At 64.9% G+C, this 15,088-nt stretch carries 14 protein-coding genes; 9 read left to right on the top strand and 5 right to left on the bottom strand.

The features are described from left to right. Positions 1-66: 66 nt before the first annotated feature. Complete coding sequence (locus tag FFS21_RS10065; RefSeq protein WP_137924693.1) at positions 67-1,959, top strand: FUSC family protein; 1,893 nt, start codon at positions 67-69, stop codon at positions 1,957-1,959. Between the two features lie 132 nt (positions 1,960-2,091). Next, positions 2,092-2,409, top strand: coding sequence for a hypothetical protein (locus tag FFS21_RS10060; protein ID WP_137924692.1), 318 nt, complete (start codon positions 2,092-2,094; stop codon positions 2,407-2,409). A gap of 101 nt (positions 2,410-2,510) precedes the next feature. Here FFS21_RS10060 and FFS21_RS10055 read toward each other — a convergent pair whose 3' ends face one another. From FFS21_RS10055 to FFS21_RS10040, 4 genes are all read right to left on the bottom strand, one after another. Continuing rightward, on the bottom strand, positions 2,511-2,996 hold the full coding sequence (locus FFS21_RS10055; protein ID WP_137924691.1) for an SRPBCC family protein: 486 nt from the start codon (positions 2,994-2,996) through the stop codon (positions 2,511-2,513). Then, a complete protein-coding gene (locus tag FFS21_RS10050; RefSeq protein WP_137924690.1) occupies positions 2,980-3,345 on the bottom strand; it encodes an ArsR/SmtB family transcription factor in 366 nt (121 codons plus the stop codon). The genes FFS21_RS10055 and FFS21_RS10050 overlap by 17 nt, the downstream gene beginning before the upstream one ends. A gap of 69 nt (positions 3,346-3,414) precedes the next feature. Continuing rightward, positions 3,415-4,014: a TetR/AcrR family transcriptional regulator gene (locus tag FFS21_RS10045; protein ID WP_137924689.1), complete on the bottom strand. Its 600-nt coding sequence runs from the start codon at positions 4,012-4,014 to the stop codon at positions 3,415-3,417. A 112-nt stretch (positions 4,015-4,126) separates the two neighbouring features. Continuing rightward, positions 4,127-5,608, bottom strand: a complete 1,482-nt coding sequence (locus FFS21_RS10040; protein WP_137924688.1) for a DUF1254 domain-containing protein — start codon at positions 5,606-5,608, stop codon at positions 4,127-4,129. Between the two features lie 317 nt (positions 5,609-5,925). Between FFS21_RS10040 and FFS21_RS10035 the strand changes: the two genes are divergently transcribed. The 7 genes from FFS21_RS10035 to FFS21_RS10005 are packed head-to-tail and all read left to right on the top strand — an operon-like array spanning position 5,926 to position 13,283. Next, entirely contained in the window at positions 5,926-6,606 is a 681-nt protein-coding gene (locus FFS21_RS10035; RefSeq protein WP_137924687.1) for a CDP-alcohol phosphatidyltransferase family protein, read from the top strand. A gap of 37 nt (positions 6,607-6,643) precedes the next feature. After that, on the top strand, positions 6,644-7,456 hold the full coding sequence (locus FFS21_RS10030; RefSeq protein WP_137924686.1) for a HalD/BesD family halogenase: 813 nt from the start codon (positions 6,644-6,646) through the stop codon (positions 7,454-7,456). Between the two features lie 6 nt (positions 7,457-7,462). Then, a complete protein-coding gene (locus tag FFS21_RS10025; RefSeq protein ID WP_137924685.1) occupies positions 7,463-8,497 on the top strand; it encodes a flippase-like domain-containing protein in 1,035 nt (344 codons plus the stop codon). 39 nt (positions 8,498-8,536) lie between these two features. Further along, complete coding sequence (locus tag FFS21_RS10020) at positions 8,537-9,292, top strand: phosphocholine cytidylyltransferase family protein (protein ID WP_137924684.1); 756 nt, start codon at positions 8,537-8,539, stop codon at positions 9,290-9,292. Then, on the top strand, positions 9,289-10,995 hold the full coding sequence (gene aepX / locus FFS21_RS10015) for a phosphoenolpyruvate mutase (RefSeq protein WP_137924683.1): 1,707 nt from the start codon (positions 9,289-9,291) through the stop codon (positions 10,993-10,995). Before FFS21_RS10020 ends, aepX begins: the two co-directional genes overlap by 4 nt. Continuing rightward, complete coding sequence (aepY, locus tag FFS21_RS10010) at positions 10,992-12,179, top strand: phosphonopyruvate decarboxylase (protein ID WP_137924682.1); 1,188 nt, start codon at positions 10,992-10,994, stop codon at positions 12,177-12,179. Before aepX ends, aepY begins: the two co-directional genes overlap by 4 nt. Before the next feature lie 36 nt (positions 12,180-12,215). Then, entirely contained in the window at positions 12,216-13,283 is a 1,068-nt protein-coding gene (locus FFS21_RS10005) for a 2-aminoethylphosphonate aminotransferase (protein ID WP_137924681.1), read from the top strand. 78 nt (positions 13,284-13,361) lie between these two features. Here the strand turns inward: FFS21_RS10005 and FFS21_RS10000 are convergent, their stop codons facing one another. Further along, positions 13,362-14,945, bottom strand: coding sequence for a phospholipase D family protein (locus tag FFS21_RS10000; protein WP_137924680.1), 1,584 nt, complete (start codon positions 14,943-14,945; stop codon positions 13,362-13,364). Positions 14,946-15,088 lie beyond the last annotated feature (143 nt).

Here is a 15,088-nt window from a genome sequence, read left to right as displayed (position 1 = left end):
TTGCTGGGCCATTACACTGGCGATCCCTCGCCCCCACCATCGCCGGATACGCCGGCGAACACCAACATGGCTAGCAGGCCGCATGCCCGACAGTGGCTGTTTTCGCTGAAGGCATTCGCGGCCGCGATGCTCGCACTCTATATCGCCTTGTGGTTCGGCCTGCCCCGCCCGTACTGGGCCATGGCCACCGTCTATTTCGTCTCGAATCCGCTCACGGGCGCCACACGCTCCAAGGCCGCCTATCGCGTGGCTGGCACGCTGCTGGGTGCTACGGCGGCCGTGGTGACGGTGCCCGGACTCGTCGGGATGCCGATCGTCCTCACCGCCGCCATTGGGTTGTGGATCGCGGTGCTGGTCTATCTGTCACTGCTGCAGCGCTCGCCGCGCAGCTATGTGTTCCTGTTGGCGGCCTACACCTTGCCGATCGTTGCGCTACCCGCCGTGATGCATCCGGGCGAGATCTTCGACATCGCCGTGTCGCGGATCGAGGAAATCGTGATTGGCATCGTCTGCGCCGCGCTCGTCCACGGCATCGTCTTCCCGGCCCGGGTGGCGCCCGCGCTGCGTGCCCGCGCACGGCTCTGGCTCGACGACGCAGCGGCGTGGGCCAGCGATATCGCGTTGGCCAACCAGCATGCCGATGTAAGCCGGCACCGGCTGGCAGCGGACATGCTGGCGCTAGACCAGTTGATCGTGCAGCTATCGTTCGATACCGAGAGCCGGCAGACCCACGATCATGCGCGGGCACTGCGTGCGCGGATGTCGGGCCTGATGCCTGTGCTCTCGGCACTGGAAAGCGTGCTGCACGCGATGCGGGCCAAGGGACGCCACGCCTATACCCAGCCCGTCCTGGCCGAAGCGGCACGCCATCTGCATTCCACCTACGACACGCTGATGCGACGCTGCGTCGCGCTGCAATCGGCCATTGGCGATCGGACGGCGCCGCGTCCCACATCGCTCCGGACGGATACCCCCGAGGACGCCACAGCGCTCCACCACGACCACGCAATGCTGTTATTCGGATCGGTCTCGGCGGGGCTCGCGGTGTTCTGCGCGGGGCTGTTGTGGATTTTTTCCGGGTGGGAGGATGGCGGCGGTCCTGTGGCCGTGTCGGCCATCGCCTGCTGTTTTTTCGCCTCGATCGACGAGCCGCGCGCCATGGTCAAGCCGTTTATCCGATGGAGCGCGATCTGTCTGCTGATCTCGTCGTTCTACCTGTTCCTGGTGGTGCCGCTCGCCCAGAGCTTCGAGATGCTGGCCGGCATGCTGGCCGCACCGTACCTCGCCATCGGCATGCTGATTCCACGGCCCGGGTTCCAGTTGATTGCGATGCTGCTGTCGGTCAACACCGCCTCATTCGCAAACGTGCAGAGCGTCTACGATGCCAATCTCGTCGGGCTGTTCAACACGAGCCTGGCCAACGCCGCCGCCATGCTGTTCGCGCCGATGTGGGCGATGCTAGTGCGGCCCTTTGGCGCACACGTGGCCGCGCGACGCCTGATCCACGCAAGCTGGCGAGACCTGGCTCGTGCCGCCACATGGCGCGTGGCCGATGAGTACACGCGAGCCGGCGCCCGCATGCAGGACCGGCTCGCGCAACTGATGCCGCGCCTCGGCGCCAGCGGCGACAAGCTCGCCTCCGATGGATTCACGGAGTTGCAGATCGGCTTTTGCACGCTCGCATTGCAACGCGCCCTGCCCGGTCTGCCCGGCGTCGTACGTAAGCCCGTGCGGCGCGTGCTCAGCATCGTCGCCAGGCATTTCCGGGCGCGCGTGAAAGCGGGCAGCAGTGAGGATGTGCCGGTCTCACCTGACCTGCAGGCGTCGATTCACACCGCGCTGACGGCGCTGGCGAACGTACACGATCGCCACCTGGCCGCCGACGTTCACAGCGCGCTCGTGGTGCTTGGCATCACGATGCATGCACATGAAAAAATCGACTCGATGGAGGACGTTTAAATCATCACGGGAATGATTTGGGGTGACTACACTGCAGTCCGTGCCGTACCACTCCGATGCGGCATCGCCCACAAGGCGTTCCCTGGGCGGCGCATCCCCCCCATCCCTGCCGATGCGCCGCCCAACCAAACCGTGAAGACTTCCATGCAACACAAGACCAAGACCCTGCTCGCCACCCTGCTGCTGAGCGTCTGCACCGTGGCCGTCGCCAGTACCGGCGCCGCTCCTGAACAAGACGGTATCCCGCGCGACCGCTACAACCACACCCAGCACAACGGCCAGCGCGACGTCTACACCGAAGGTGCCCACGGCATCCGCGAACGCGATGTCTACACCGACGGCGCCTACGGCACCCGCAAACCCGATCCGTACACGGATGGCGCCCGCCTGGCCCGCCCGGCCGACCTGGCCGGGATGGACCTGCGGGGTGTGTCAGCCCAACCGGCCTGACCGCAATACCGGGTTCTCAACAGAGCCCAGCTTCGTTTTTCAGAGACATTGAGACTTGATGCCGCGTCCGGCAACGGACGCGGTTTTTTTGCTTGGGAAATTCAGGCTGCCCCCATCCTCTCCAACTCCTTCCCCAGCCGATCCAGCGTTTGCGCCCAGCCTTCTTCCGCGCCGCGCGTGAAATCGCCCATCGACGGATCGAGCGCGGTGTAGCGCTGGTTCACCGTCATCTCGGTCCCGCCCGCAACGGGCTGGATGCCTACCGTCGTCAGTGCGCTGAACAGTGGTTTGCCTTCGAGCGTGATGACGGCGACGTCGAGCACGAGCCGGGAGTGCGGCACGATTTCGACATAGTGGCCACGCAGCCATTGGTCATACGTGCCATCGTCGGACTTCATGCGTAGCTCGAACTTGCCGCCTGGGCGGAACTCCACTTCGCATTCGGGGATGGTGAAGCCGTGCGGGGAGAACCAGTGGCTCAGGTGCTCGGCAGCGCTCCATGCCTTGAACACGAGTTCGGGCGGCGCGTTGAACGTACGGGATACGTCGAGCGACTGCCGGGGAGTCGATTCATTTGCGGTGGCCATCGGGGGCTGTCTCCTTTTTCATCGTTTCGAGGTAATCGCCGAGGCGATCGAAGCGGGCTTCCCATTCTGCGCGGCGGGCGCTTAGCCATTGCTGGGCTTCGCCAAATGCCTCCGGCGCGATGCGGCAGGTGCGCACGCGCCCTACCTTCTCGGTTGTCACCAACCCGGCCTGCTCCAGCACGCCGAGGTGCTGCATCACTGCGGGCAGCGACATCGCCAGCGGCCGCGCCAGTTCCGCCACGGATTGCGGGCCGCGCGTCAACTGCATCAGCATCGTGCGGCGCGAGCTGTCGGCCAACGCCTTGAATGTGGCGTCAAGAGGATCGGTGGAATCGGAATGGTTAAGCATGCTCTTTAGTATAGAAACGCTCGATGGTTAAGCAAGAACTTTAGTGTTAAGCGGGGTGGGGAGAAAAGGTTACCGCTGCATGGCGGCGATGCGGGCCATCACCGCGGGTAGCTCGGGGGGCGTTTCAAGCTGGTCGATCAGCCACTGCACGGCGTCGGCGAGTCTGTTGGGATCGTAGTCCGCGGCAAAGCTGTGGAGCGTGGCACCGTGGAGGACGAGCCGCAGGGCGAGCAGTTCCGGCTCCGGCACGCCTTTCGGGTCCTGCCCAAAGAGTCGCTCGGGCACGGCGGCGAGCAACGGACCCACGGAGTCGGCCAGTCGCTCGTCGCCCCGTGCGGCCATCCAGACTTCCAGGATGGCCAGCGAGGTATGTCGATGGCGACGATGGACCAGCGTATGGAGCATCAGGTGCATCCGCACACGGGCCGGCATCGGCCCCAGCGCGTTGAGCTTGCCGGCTTCGGTGTCGATCAGCGATGCCACCATCGCAGGCAACAGGTCATAGCGGCCGTCCGGAAACTGGTGTCGCAACGAGCCCCGGCTGATCCCGGCGATCTCGCAGACACGCGCCTCACCGAACGCGGCATAGCCTTGCTCGATCAGCAATGTGGTGGCGGCATCGATCAATGTCTGCCGGGTGGATGCGCTACGTTCTGCTTGAGTGGCCATGGCGCGATTGTAACGAGAACGTCATGGCGCCGGGTTGAGGGTTCAACGAATGAAAAAGGGGCAGAGCGTCGTCCTCGACGGCCTGCCCCCCGAAAGTCACCGGCTCACAGACTCAGTTTGCGCCGACCTTCTGTACCGGCGGCGGCGACCACGTGTTCTGCAGGATCTCAGCCTTGGGCCAGTAGGCCCGGATGAACAGCTCGAAGTCGCCCGCAGGCGCCGGCAGCCAGTTCGCCACCTTGTCCGCCGCCGGCCGCTTGTTCTGGACGTACAGCGTCAGCGAGCCATCCTGGTTGTAGACGAGGTCCTTGTTCTTGGTGCCAAGCGAGTAGCGCTTGATCTCGTTCGGCGCAAAGAAGTGGGCAGCGTCGTAGAGCGTCAGCGACCAAAACCCATTCACGGGTGGCAAGCCACCTTTCGGGAAGGTGATCGTATAGGCGTTCGCGCCGTTCAGCCGCGCTTTGCCGGCGTCGTACTCCTGTCCGAAATAGGCTGACTCCCTGCGCGGATTGACGAAGATGTTGGCCTTGGCCGCCGCCGCGCGGCTGTAGTAATCCGTGCCGAACTCCGCCCCGTTCATCGGCGCCACCCAGCCGTTTCCGACCGGGACCCCAGCGCGGGAATACTGGTGCATCTCGGTCATCATTTCCTTGTCGGCCTCGACGGCGGCCTGCGCCAGCGTATCGGCCACGGCCGGGTCCTTGGCAGCGGCGTCGAGCAGCGACTGGAACCATGCGTACAGCGCTTCCTCGCCGCGCTGCGGCGGCACCTCCTTCATGATGGCCGGCAGTTCCTTGAAGAACGCCTCGGGCTTGACCCACTGGGTCTCGGCACCGCTGCCCTGCTTGCCGCCTGCCGGATCGGACAATTTCGGGATCTTCGACCAGTCCTTGGTCTTCATCTTGCCGTCGTACTCGCTGAGCGGATAGGCCACGATCTGACTGACCACGGGCTGCACGGCCTTGCGATCCGCGGCGGTATCGTCGAGGAATGCGCGCGGGATGATGTACGCGATGTTGGTCGGCGAGCGGTACACGCCCTTGATGCCCTTGGGCGTCGCGCCCTTCCAGTTAGGCCCCACCACCATATAGAAGCCGGGTTTGGTGCCGTACATCCGGCCTGCGCCGCCCAGGGTGTCGGTACGCTGGTCGCCCAGTTGGTAGACCCAGAATCTGTTGCCGAAGTCAGGCACCTGGAAGACCACCGGCTCCTTTGCAAGGGAGAGGATGCCGAAACCGTAGACCACGTCCTGGTTCGGCGTGGCTACGGCGCGCTCTTCCGGCTGGATGTAGTCGGTCAGCATGGTGAGCCGGTTCAGCGGTGCCACGGGCAGCACGCCATCGCCCAGCCCGTTCTCCGGCACCTTGGAAAACACCATGTGCCGGTTGTGGATGTTGACCATCGGCCAGCCCCAGATGTACGCCATCTTGGCCAGGTTACGTACGTAGCTCTGCGGCAACTGCGTGCCGGCTACCGGGCCGGGCGGCAGTTTGGAGGCGGTGTCACCGGCGGCCGGTGCGGACCACGCCGGGACGGAAAGGGTCAACAGGAGCGCCGTGGTAGCGAGGATGGTTCGGGAAGTCAGGGAGGCCATCTGGGAGTCATGGGTAGAGGAAGACACGCCATGCTCCCCCGCTCCCATCTCGATCGGAATTCAATTTTTTTGTGGCGCGGTGTAAATCCGTTCGCGGGAGTCGCCTCCGCTCAGCGGATGAATTGTTCGCGTGGCGGGTTGCTGTTTCCTTGATTCGGCGTGTGGCGCTTTCGCCTCCGGAAGGACCGCCCCGCGTGCAGCGGTGCGGGAAAGGGCGTATTCTCACGACCTTGTCATTCCCGCGTCGCAGGCGTAGTGTTTTGCATCGCCTGGCGCTCCGGGGTGCCCCCGAGCCGCCCCACCCTGATTGTTGAAGGATGAACCAGAAATCCCCCAAATTCCCGGATGAACCGCCGTTGCCGGCCACCTGGGATGCCCGCCTTGCCCGCCATCTGGTGCGGCCTCTCAAGAACACCCGTGTCACCCCGAACCACCTCACCACCCTGCGCCTGCTGATTGGCGTGGCTGGCGTCGCCTGTATCGCACAGGGCGGCTACGCGTGGACGAACTGGGGGGCGCTGCTCGTGGTGCTATCCAATTTTGTCGACCATACCGATGGCGAACTGGCGCGGATCAGCGGCAAGGGCAGCAAGCTCGGCCACTTCTACGACCTGGCCGCCGATGCGCTGGTGACGGTGCTGCTGTTCGTCAGCTTCGGGCTGGCCGTTGCCAATACGACTGCCGAGGCAGCTGGCGCGCTGGGTCCGAGTTTCGGTCCGGTCCTGCGTGGCACCGTGGCCGGCCTGGCCGTGGCGCTGATCTTCTTCCTGCGCATGCGTATAGAATCGCGGGTTGGCAAGAGCGGCACGAAGCAGGCATCGGCGGCCGGTTTCGAGACGGAAGACGTGCTGTACCTGCTGCCGCTGGTCACGCTGACCAACGGTATCGGCCCGTTCCTGACTGCCGCGTCGATTGGCGCCCCGCTGTTTGCCTTGCTGGTCATCATCGACTACTGGCGCATCATGCGCCGGCCCGTTTCCACGACGACGGACCACTGACGCAGCCCCCTGAAATACCGAGATTCCCCGAGATCCCATGAGCGAGCACGCCACCAGCGACCTGACCCTTGCCGCCACGGCCAGCCATGCGAAAACGCCGGCTACCCAGGCCACACTCCCCGGCCGGCCCGATGCCGCCGTGGCACGTGTGACCAGCCAGCTTGACACCCCGGCGCTGCGCGCCGACTTCGAGCGCCAGGGCGCCTTCCTGTACCTGGACAAGTTCCTGGCCCCCGAGGAGACCGCCCAGCTGGTGGCGCTGGCCCGCGCAATGCAGCCTGGCCTGAACCGTAACTACCTGCCCGGCCACAAGCAGGGCGGCAGCGTCAGCCGCCATACCATCGACGAGCAGGCGCCGTTCATCGCCGAGTTGTACCGTTCGAAAGCGCTGATCCATTGGCTCGAACAGATCAGCGGCGACAAGTTGCAGGTCTGCCCTGATGCAGACCCCCACGCCTACGCGCTCTATTACTACACGCGCCCTGGCGACCATATCGGCTGGCACTACGACACGTCCTATTACGATGGCCGCCGCTACACGCTGCTGATCGGCGTGCTGGACGAATCCTCCTGCCGGCTCGACTACGAGTTGCACACGCGCAATCCCGATATTGCCGACGAGCCGGGCTCGGTGCAGATCCCGCCGGGCGGCATCGTGCTGTTCGACGGCGACAAGCTGCGCCACCGCATCACCCCGGCCGGCCCGAACGAGATCCGTGTCTCGCTGACGTTCGAATATGTGACCGATCCGGGCATGCGCCCGTGGCTGCGCTTTATCTCCAACATGAAAGACGCGGTGGCCTACTTCGGCTTCCGCCAGGTGTTCCGACGCCTGCTGGGTGGGAAGTAACCGGTCGTGAGTCGTGCTGCTTTCCTCCTGCTGTCGATAGGCGCGGCGCTGTTTGTCGGCCTGCTGGCCTGGCAGGGCTTTGGCGCGGTGACCACCACGCTGATGTCCGCCGGCTGGGGGCTGGCCGTGGTGGCCGCGTTCCATCTGGTGCCGCTGGTGCTGGATGCCGGCGCTATCGCTGTGCTGCTGGACCGCAAGACGCGCCACGGCTCGTTCTGCAGCGCGCTCAAGGCCCGTTGGACCGGCGAAGCGGTCAATAGTCTGCTGCCGGCCGGCCAGATTGGCGGTCCGGTGCTGATGGTGCGCTACCTGTCGCATCGCGGCGCCCGGATGCGCGATGCTGCCGCCGCCATCACCGTCAGCACCACCACGCAGGCGCTCTCGCAAATGCTGTTCGCGCTGCTGGGGATCGTTGTCTTTGGCGCCCAGGGCGACCTGTCCGGCTACCAGACGCCAATCATCGCAGTCACCGTGGTTCTGGCGGCCTGCGTGCTGGCCTTCTGCGTGCTGCAACGGCGTGGCATGTTTGGCCGCGTGATGCGCATCGGCCAAAAGCTGTTCGGCAAACGCAAGGCCGCCGAAGACGGCCACGCAGGCGCGGGTCGCTGGGCCGGGCTGGCGCTGCGAGCCGACGCCGTGGACAGTGCGATTCGGGAACTCTATCGCGATCGCAAAAAGGTGGCCGCGAGTTTCGGGCTTAACCTGCTCGGCTGGATCGCCGGTACCGGCGAGGTCTGGCTGATCATGCATTTCCTGGGACATCCCGTGAGCTGGGCCGAGGCATTGCTGCTGGAAAGCGTGGGCCAGGCCATTCGCGGTGCCGCCTTTGCCATTCCGGGCTCGCTCGGCGCACAGGAAGGCGGCTACCTCCTGCTGGCCCCGCTCGTGGGCCTGCCCCCGGACGCCGCGCTGGCCCTGTCGCTGGCCAAGCGCGTGCGCGAATTGATACTCGGCATCCCCGGTTTGGTGTACCTGCATTTCAGTGAACGGAAGTATCAGCGCCGCCGTGCCGCCACCACGGCACTGCAAGGGTCAGACTGACACGATTGGGCCCGTCCCTTAAACATTGAGAAAAATACGATGCGCGCAATCATTCTCGCTGCCGGCCTCGGCCTGCGGCTGCAACAACAGCAAGGCAAGCAATTTCCGAAGTGCCTGTTGCGCTTCGATGGCATGACGTTGCTGGAGCGTCACCTGCGTCTGCTCGATGCCGCCGGCGTCAAGGAAGTGGTACTGGCCCTCGGCTTCGAGCCACAACAGGTGCAGGACGAACTGGCCAGCCTGGGCCGCGATCTGGAAATCGTGATCAACCCGCGCTACGACCTGGGCAGCGTACTGACCGTGCACACCGTGGCCGATGCCATGACGCGTGGCGGCGATGTGCTGCTGATGGATGCGGATGTGCTCTACGACGAGCGCATCATGAGCAAGCTGGTGGCGGGCGAGACCGTCAACCGCCTGTTGATCGACCGTGACTTCGAAGCCGGCGACGAGCCCGTAAAGCTCTGCCTGCGCGACGGCATGCCCGTGGAACTGCGCAAGCAGCTGATGGCCGACCTGCAGTACGACACCATCGGCGAATCGGTCGGATTCTTCCGTTTCAAGGAAGACTGCGCGCGCCGCCTGGCCGAAATCGTCAAGGGTTATGTCGATTCGGGCCGCGCCAACATGCCGCACGAAGAAGCCGTGCGCGATCTGCTGCTCGAGCAATCCCATGTATTTGATACGGCCGACGTGACCGGCGCCCCGTGGATCGAAATCGATTTCCCGGGCGACGTCGCACGTGCCGCTGAAGAAGTCCTGCCCCAACTTCTGCCTGTAGGAATCGCACAATGAACGCCATCGACCCGAACCTGCTTGCCTCGTCCAATGCCACGCCGCTGTCGCGCGCGGCGCGTCTGCGTCAGATGCTGACGTCGAACGAACTGGAATTCATCATGGAAGCCCACAACGGCCTGTCCGCGCGCATCGTGCGCGAGGCCGGCTTCAAGGGCATCTGGGCATCCGGCCTGGCCATCTCGGCCCAGTTCGGCGTGCGGGACAACAACGAAGCCAGCTGGACCCAGGTTGTTGACAACCTCGAATTCATGGCCGACGCCAGCGACCTGCCCATCCTGCTCGATGGCGACACCGGCTACGGCAATTTCAACAACATGCGTCGCCTGGTGCGCAAGCTGGAGCAGCGCGGCATTGCCGGTGTCTGCATCGAGGACAAGATTTTCCCGAAGACCAACAGCTTCATCGGCGGCGAGCAACAGCCGCTGGCCGATGTGGACGAGTTCTGCGGCAAGATCAAGGCCGGCAAGGATTCCCAGGCCGATGACGATTTCTCGATCGTGGCCCGTGTGGAAGCGCTGATCGCCGGCTGGGGCATGGAAGAAGCCCTGCGCCGCGCCGAGGCGTACCACGAGGCCGGCGCAGACGCGATCCTGATCCACAGCAAGCTGTCGAAGGCCGACGAGATCGTCACCTTCGCCCGCGAATGGGCTGGCCGCAGCCCGCTGGTGATCGTGCCGACCAAGTACTACAGCACGCCGACCGATGTCTTCCGCAAGGCGGGTATCAGCCTGATCATCTGGGCCAACCATTTGATTCGCGTGGCGGCATCGAGCATGCAAGCCGTGGCCAAGGACATCTACGAGAACGAGACGCTGGTCAACGTGGAAGACCGCATCGCCACCGTCAACGAAATCTTCCGTCTGCAGGATGCCGACGAGTATTCGGCGGCCGAGAAGATCTACCTGACTGGCGGCCAGGCGCCCGGCGCGGCCGTGGTGCTGGCGGCAGGCCGCGGCAAGGGTCTGGAAGCGCTGACCGAGGACAAGCCCAAGGTCATGCTGCCGGTAGCCGGCAAGCCGCTGCTGCGCTGGCTGGTGGATGGCTTCAAGAACCAGGGTATCAACGACATCACCGTGGTGGGCGGCTACAAGGCCGAGGCCATCGACGCCGCCGGCATCACGCTGGTGCGCAACGACCGCTACACCGAGACCGGCGAACTGGCCTCGCTGGCCTGCGCGGCGGATTCGCTCAAGACCGACACCGTGATCGCCTACGGCGACCTGCTGTTCCGCAGCTACATCCTGCGCGATCTGATGGATACCGAGGCGCTGTTCAGCGTAGTGGTGGATTCGTCGGAATCGCCGTCGAACCAGAGCGTTCGCGACTTTGCATGGTGCTCGGCTGGCGACGACCGCGACCTGTTCGGCCAGAAGGTCACACTGAAGAAGATTGCCGACGAGGTGCCGGCTGGCGATGCGCCCAACGGCCGCTGGATCGGCCTGCTGAACGTGCGTGGCGAAGGCCGCGTGCGTCTGCAGAAGCTGCTGGGCGAACTGCGCCAGCGCGCCGATTTCGACAAGCTCGACCTGCCGGACCTGCTCAACGCGCTGGTGGCTGCGGGCGAGGAAGTCGAGGTCAAGTACGTGCACGGCCACTGGCGCGGTGTGAATGACCTGGACGACTTCCGTCGCGCCGGTGACTTCGCGCACACGCAGACGCCGTACGCACTGGGCAACAACGCCGGCGAGGCGGCCCGATGATCGAGGCAGTCCAGTTTGTGGAAGCCGCGCGAGAGCGCGGTTTTTCGTGGTACGCGGGCGTGCCCTGCTCGTACCTGACGCCGTTCATCAACTACGTGGTGCAGGATGACTCGCTGCACTACGTCTCCGCCGCCAACGAGGGCGATGCCGTGGCGTTTATCGCCGGGGTGACCCAGGGCGCCCGCGACGGTGTGCGCGGCATCACGATGATGCAGAACTCGGGACTCGGCAATGCGGTGAGTCCGCTGACGTCGCTGACGTGGACGTTCCGGCTGCCGCAGTTGCTGATCGTGACGTGGCGCGGCCAGCCGGGCGGCGCCTCGGACGAACCGCAGCACGCGCTGATGGGTCCGATCACGCCGGCCATGCTCGACACCATGGATATTCCGTGGGAGCTGTTCCCGACTGAAGCCGATGCCGTGGGTCCCGCGCTGGACCGTGCCATCGCCCATATGGACGCCACCGGTCGGCCGTACGCGCTGATCATGCAAAAAGGCAGCGTCGCGCCCTACCCGCTCAACGCCCAGACACCGCCCGTGGCCCGTGCCCGCGCGACGCCGCAGGTGTCGAACACCGGCGCCGCCGAACTGCCGAGCCGTCAGCAGGCGTTGCAACGCGTGATCGCGCATACGCCGCTGGCATCGACGGTCGTGGTCGCCTCCACCGGTTTCTGCGGACGCGAACTCTATGCGCTCGACGACCGGCCCAACCAGCTTTACATGGTGGGCTCGATGGGCTGCCTGACGCCGTTCGCGCTGGGTCTCGCCATGGCGCGTCCGGACCTGAAAGTCGTGGCCGTGGATGGTGATGGCGCCGCGCTGATGCGCATGGGCGTGTTCGCCACGCTGGGCGCCTACGGCCCGGCCAACCTGACGCACGTGCTGCTGGACAACAACGCGCACGATTCGACGGGTGGGCAGGCGACTGTCTCGCACAATGTATCGTTTGCGGGTGTAGCGGCGGCTTGCGGCTACGCATCGGCCATCGAGGGCGACAACCTTGCCATGCTCGATACGGTGCTGGCGAACGCGGCAACCGCCACATCGGGACCGAATTTCGTGTGCCTGAAAACGCGTCCCGGCTCGCCCGACGGCCTGCCGCGCCCGTCGGTCACGCCAGTACAGGTGCGCACGCGGCTGGCGCACCAGATCGGCGCGGATCTGGGTACGACCGAACACGCCTGAACAAGTCTGAACCCGTCTGAAAGATTGAGGAATCGCATGCTGCTGCTGAACCCGGGCCCCGTGACGCTGACTGAGCGCGTCCGCCAGAGCCTGCTGCAAACCGACCTGTGCCACCGCGAAAGCGAGTTCTTCGACTTGCAGGACGAAGCGCGCCAGCGGCTGGTGGGGGTCTATGATCTCGATCCGGCCCAGTGGACGGCCGTGCTGATGACCGGCTCCGGCACTGCCGCGCTGGAAAGCATGATCGCGGGTCTGGTGCCGGCACAGGGCAAGCTGCTGATCGTGCAGAACGGCGTCTACGGCGAGCGCATCGCGCAGATTTCCGCGCAGTACGGTATCGCCCACACGGTGGTGAAGCACGAGTGGATGGAAGCGCCGGACCTGGCGCGCATTGACGCCGCGCTGGAAGCCGATCCCGCCATCACCCATGTGGCGGTGATCCACCACGAAACGACCACGGGCCGTCTGAACGACATCCCGGCGATCGATGCCCTGTGCCAGAAGCACGGAAAGCGTCTGTTGCTCGACGGCGTGAGCAGCTTCGGCGCCGAAGCGATCGATTTCGGCGGCAATATCGACGCGGTGGCTGCCACGGCCAACAAGTGCCTGCACGGCGTACCCGGCGCGGCCTTCGTGGTGACGCGACGCACGGCGCTCGCCAACGCCGCCAGCCGCACCTATTACCTCGACATCGCCCGGCTGGCGAAGCTGCAGGACCAGCGCAACACGCCATTCACACCGTCCGTGCACGCGTACTACGCACTGGTGGAAGCGCTGCGCGAGCATCAGGAAGAAGGCGGCTGGCAAGGCCGCCACCAGCGCTACGCCGCATTGGCCGAGGAAGTCCGTTCGGGTCTGGCTGCGCTGGGCATCGACGCGCTGTGGCCGGCCACGCAGTCATCGGTGGTGCTGCGCGCGTACAAGCTGCCCGAAGGCGTGAGCTACGAGCAGTTGCACGATGGGCTGAAGGCGCGCGGTTTCGTGATCTATGCCGGCCAGGGTGGCTTGTCGTCGCAGCTGTTCCGGGTTTCGACGATGGGTGCGCTGACGGCTGCGGATATGCATCGGCTGGTGACGGGGTTTCGGGAGTTGGTGGGGAAGTAAGCGCTGTGCCTCCTCACCCAGTGTTTTCTCCCCTCTCCCGCCATGCGGGAGAGGGGAGAAAACCGAGGGAGACTGACATCAAAGCTCCTCTTCCACCGGCAACAACCGCAACACCGCCTGCTTGAACTTGTCCCAGGCGTTCATATCCGGTTCGCTCTTATAGATCCGCAGTACCCCATCCTCCCGCGTCACCCATTCCAGCGATTTTCCGTCTTCGGACAGCACCACCTGGTAAGCCGCGTCCAGCAGGGACTCGTCCACGCCCTGGCTCAGCATGTCGCACAGTTCCTTGCTATCCACCACGATGCCCATCTCGGTATTGAGCCGGGCCGAGCGAGGGTCCAGGTTCAGCGAGCCGATGAACAACTGGTGACGATCCACCATATACGTCTTGGCATGCAGGCTGGCCCGGCTGCTGCCGCCGGGGCCGTGGCGCCGTTTCTGCTTGGCCAGTTCGGCATAGGCTGTGGGTTTCAGTTCGTACAGGATCACGCCCGCCTCCAGCAGTGCGCGGCGGCGGTGCGCGTAGCCTGCGTGGACGGCTGACACATCGGTGGCGCCATAGGAGTTCGTCAGGATGCGGACCTGCACGCCGCGCTTCTGCATGTCGGTCAACCACGTCATGGCGGAATCGGGCGGCACGAAGTATGGCGAAATCAGCGTCAGGTCGTGCCGGGCGCCTTCGAGGAACTTCACAAGCTGTGGAATGGCGTGCGTGGAGTTGTCGTCGGGTGGGGCCATGACTTTGGCGGCGCGGTCGGCAATGACGGTGGCCTGCCCCCAATAGCTGATCAGCTTGTCCTGCGACAGCAGTTGCACGATGCCGGTTTCGAGCACCGATTTGCCATAGGGCGTGGCGCGCATGGCTACCGCGTGTTCGTCGAGGTAGGTGCGCAGCTTTTGCCGCTGCGTGTCACCTTCGTCCCCGGAGAGCGGCTTGGCCAATGCGGATAGCGGATAGGCCGCCTCGCTGTTCCAGTAATCGTCGAATACCGCCGACACCCGGGGCACCACCGGTCCACCCGCCAGCAGGTCGAGGTCCGTGAAGTCGGTATCCGCTGCGCCGTAGTAGGCATCGCCCACATTGCGGCCGCCGACGATGGTCAGTTGGTTGTCTGCGGTCATCGACTTGTTGTGCATGCGCCGATCGATACGCCGGAACGCCGTCACATACTCGAACAGCCGCACATTGCGGCTGGCGAACGGGTTGAACACCCGTACCTCGATGTTCGGATGTGCGTCCACGGCCGAGAGCGGTTTGTCCTGCCCTGCCAGATGGATGTCATCGAGCAGCACCCGCACGTGCACGCCACGATCCGCCGCCGCCATGATTTCCGCGAGCAGGGTCAGGCCGGTGCTGTCGGCGTCGAAGATGTAGTACTGGATGTCGAGGCTGCGCTGGGCCGTGCGCGCCAGCGCAATGCGCATGGCAAAAGCGTCGGTGCCGGCCAGCAGTGGATAGAACACCGATTCGCCAGGGTGCTCCGCCAGCCTTGGGGCCAGGCCCCGCGCCAGTGCCGTATCGGCGGTGTCCTGCCGCGCGGCCTCGGGCGGCAACTGCGGGCGTGGCGGCAGGCTGGCACACGCCGAGAACAACCCGGCCACGAAAATCATCCACAGGCGCGATGCCCACGCAGGCGCCGATCGAGTCCCGAACGTCATGCCGTCTCCGGTGATTGTTCCAGTCGGAACAATGGACTTACGCGAAACAGACGCTTGCGATAGTACTCCGCCCTGCTAAGCTAGCGATACTTTCATCATGCAAGCTATATAGCTTTCGCGAATATCGTTATGTCGATCCAGTC

This window comes from Cupriavidus sp. 2SB, from assembly GCF_005503625.1.
In the GTDB taxonomy this organism is placed as follows: domain Bacteria; phylum Pseudomonadota; class Gammaproteobacteria; order Burkholderiales; family Burkholderiaceae; genus Cupriavidus.
Note: the sequence above shows the minus strand (reverse complement) of the source record. Positions and strands in the feature narration are given on the sequence as shown.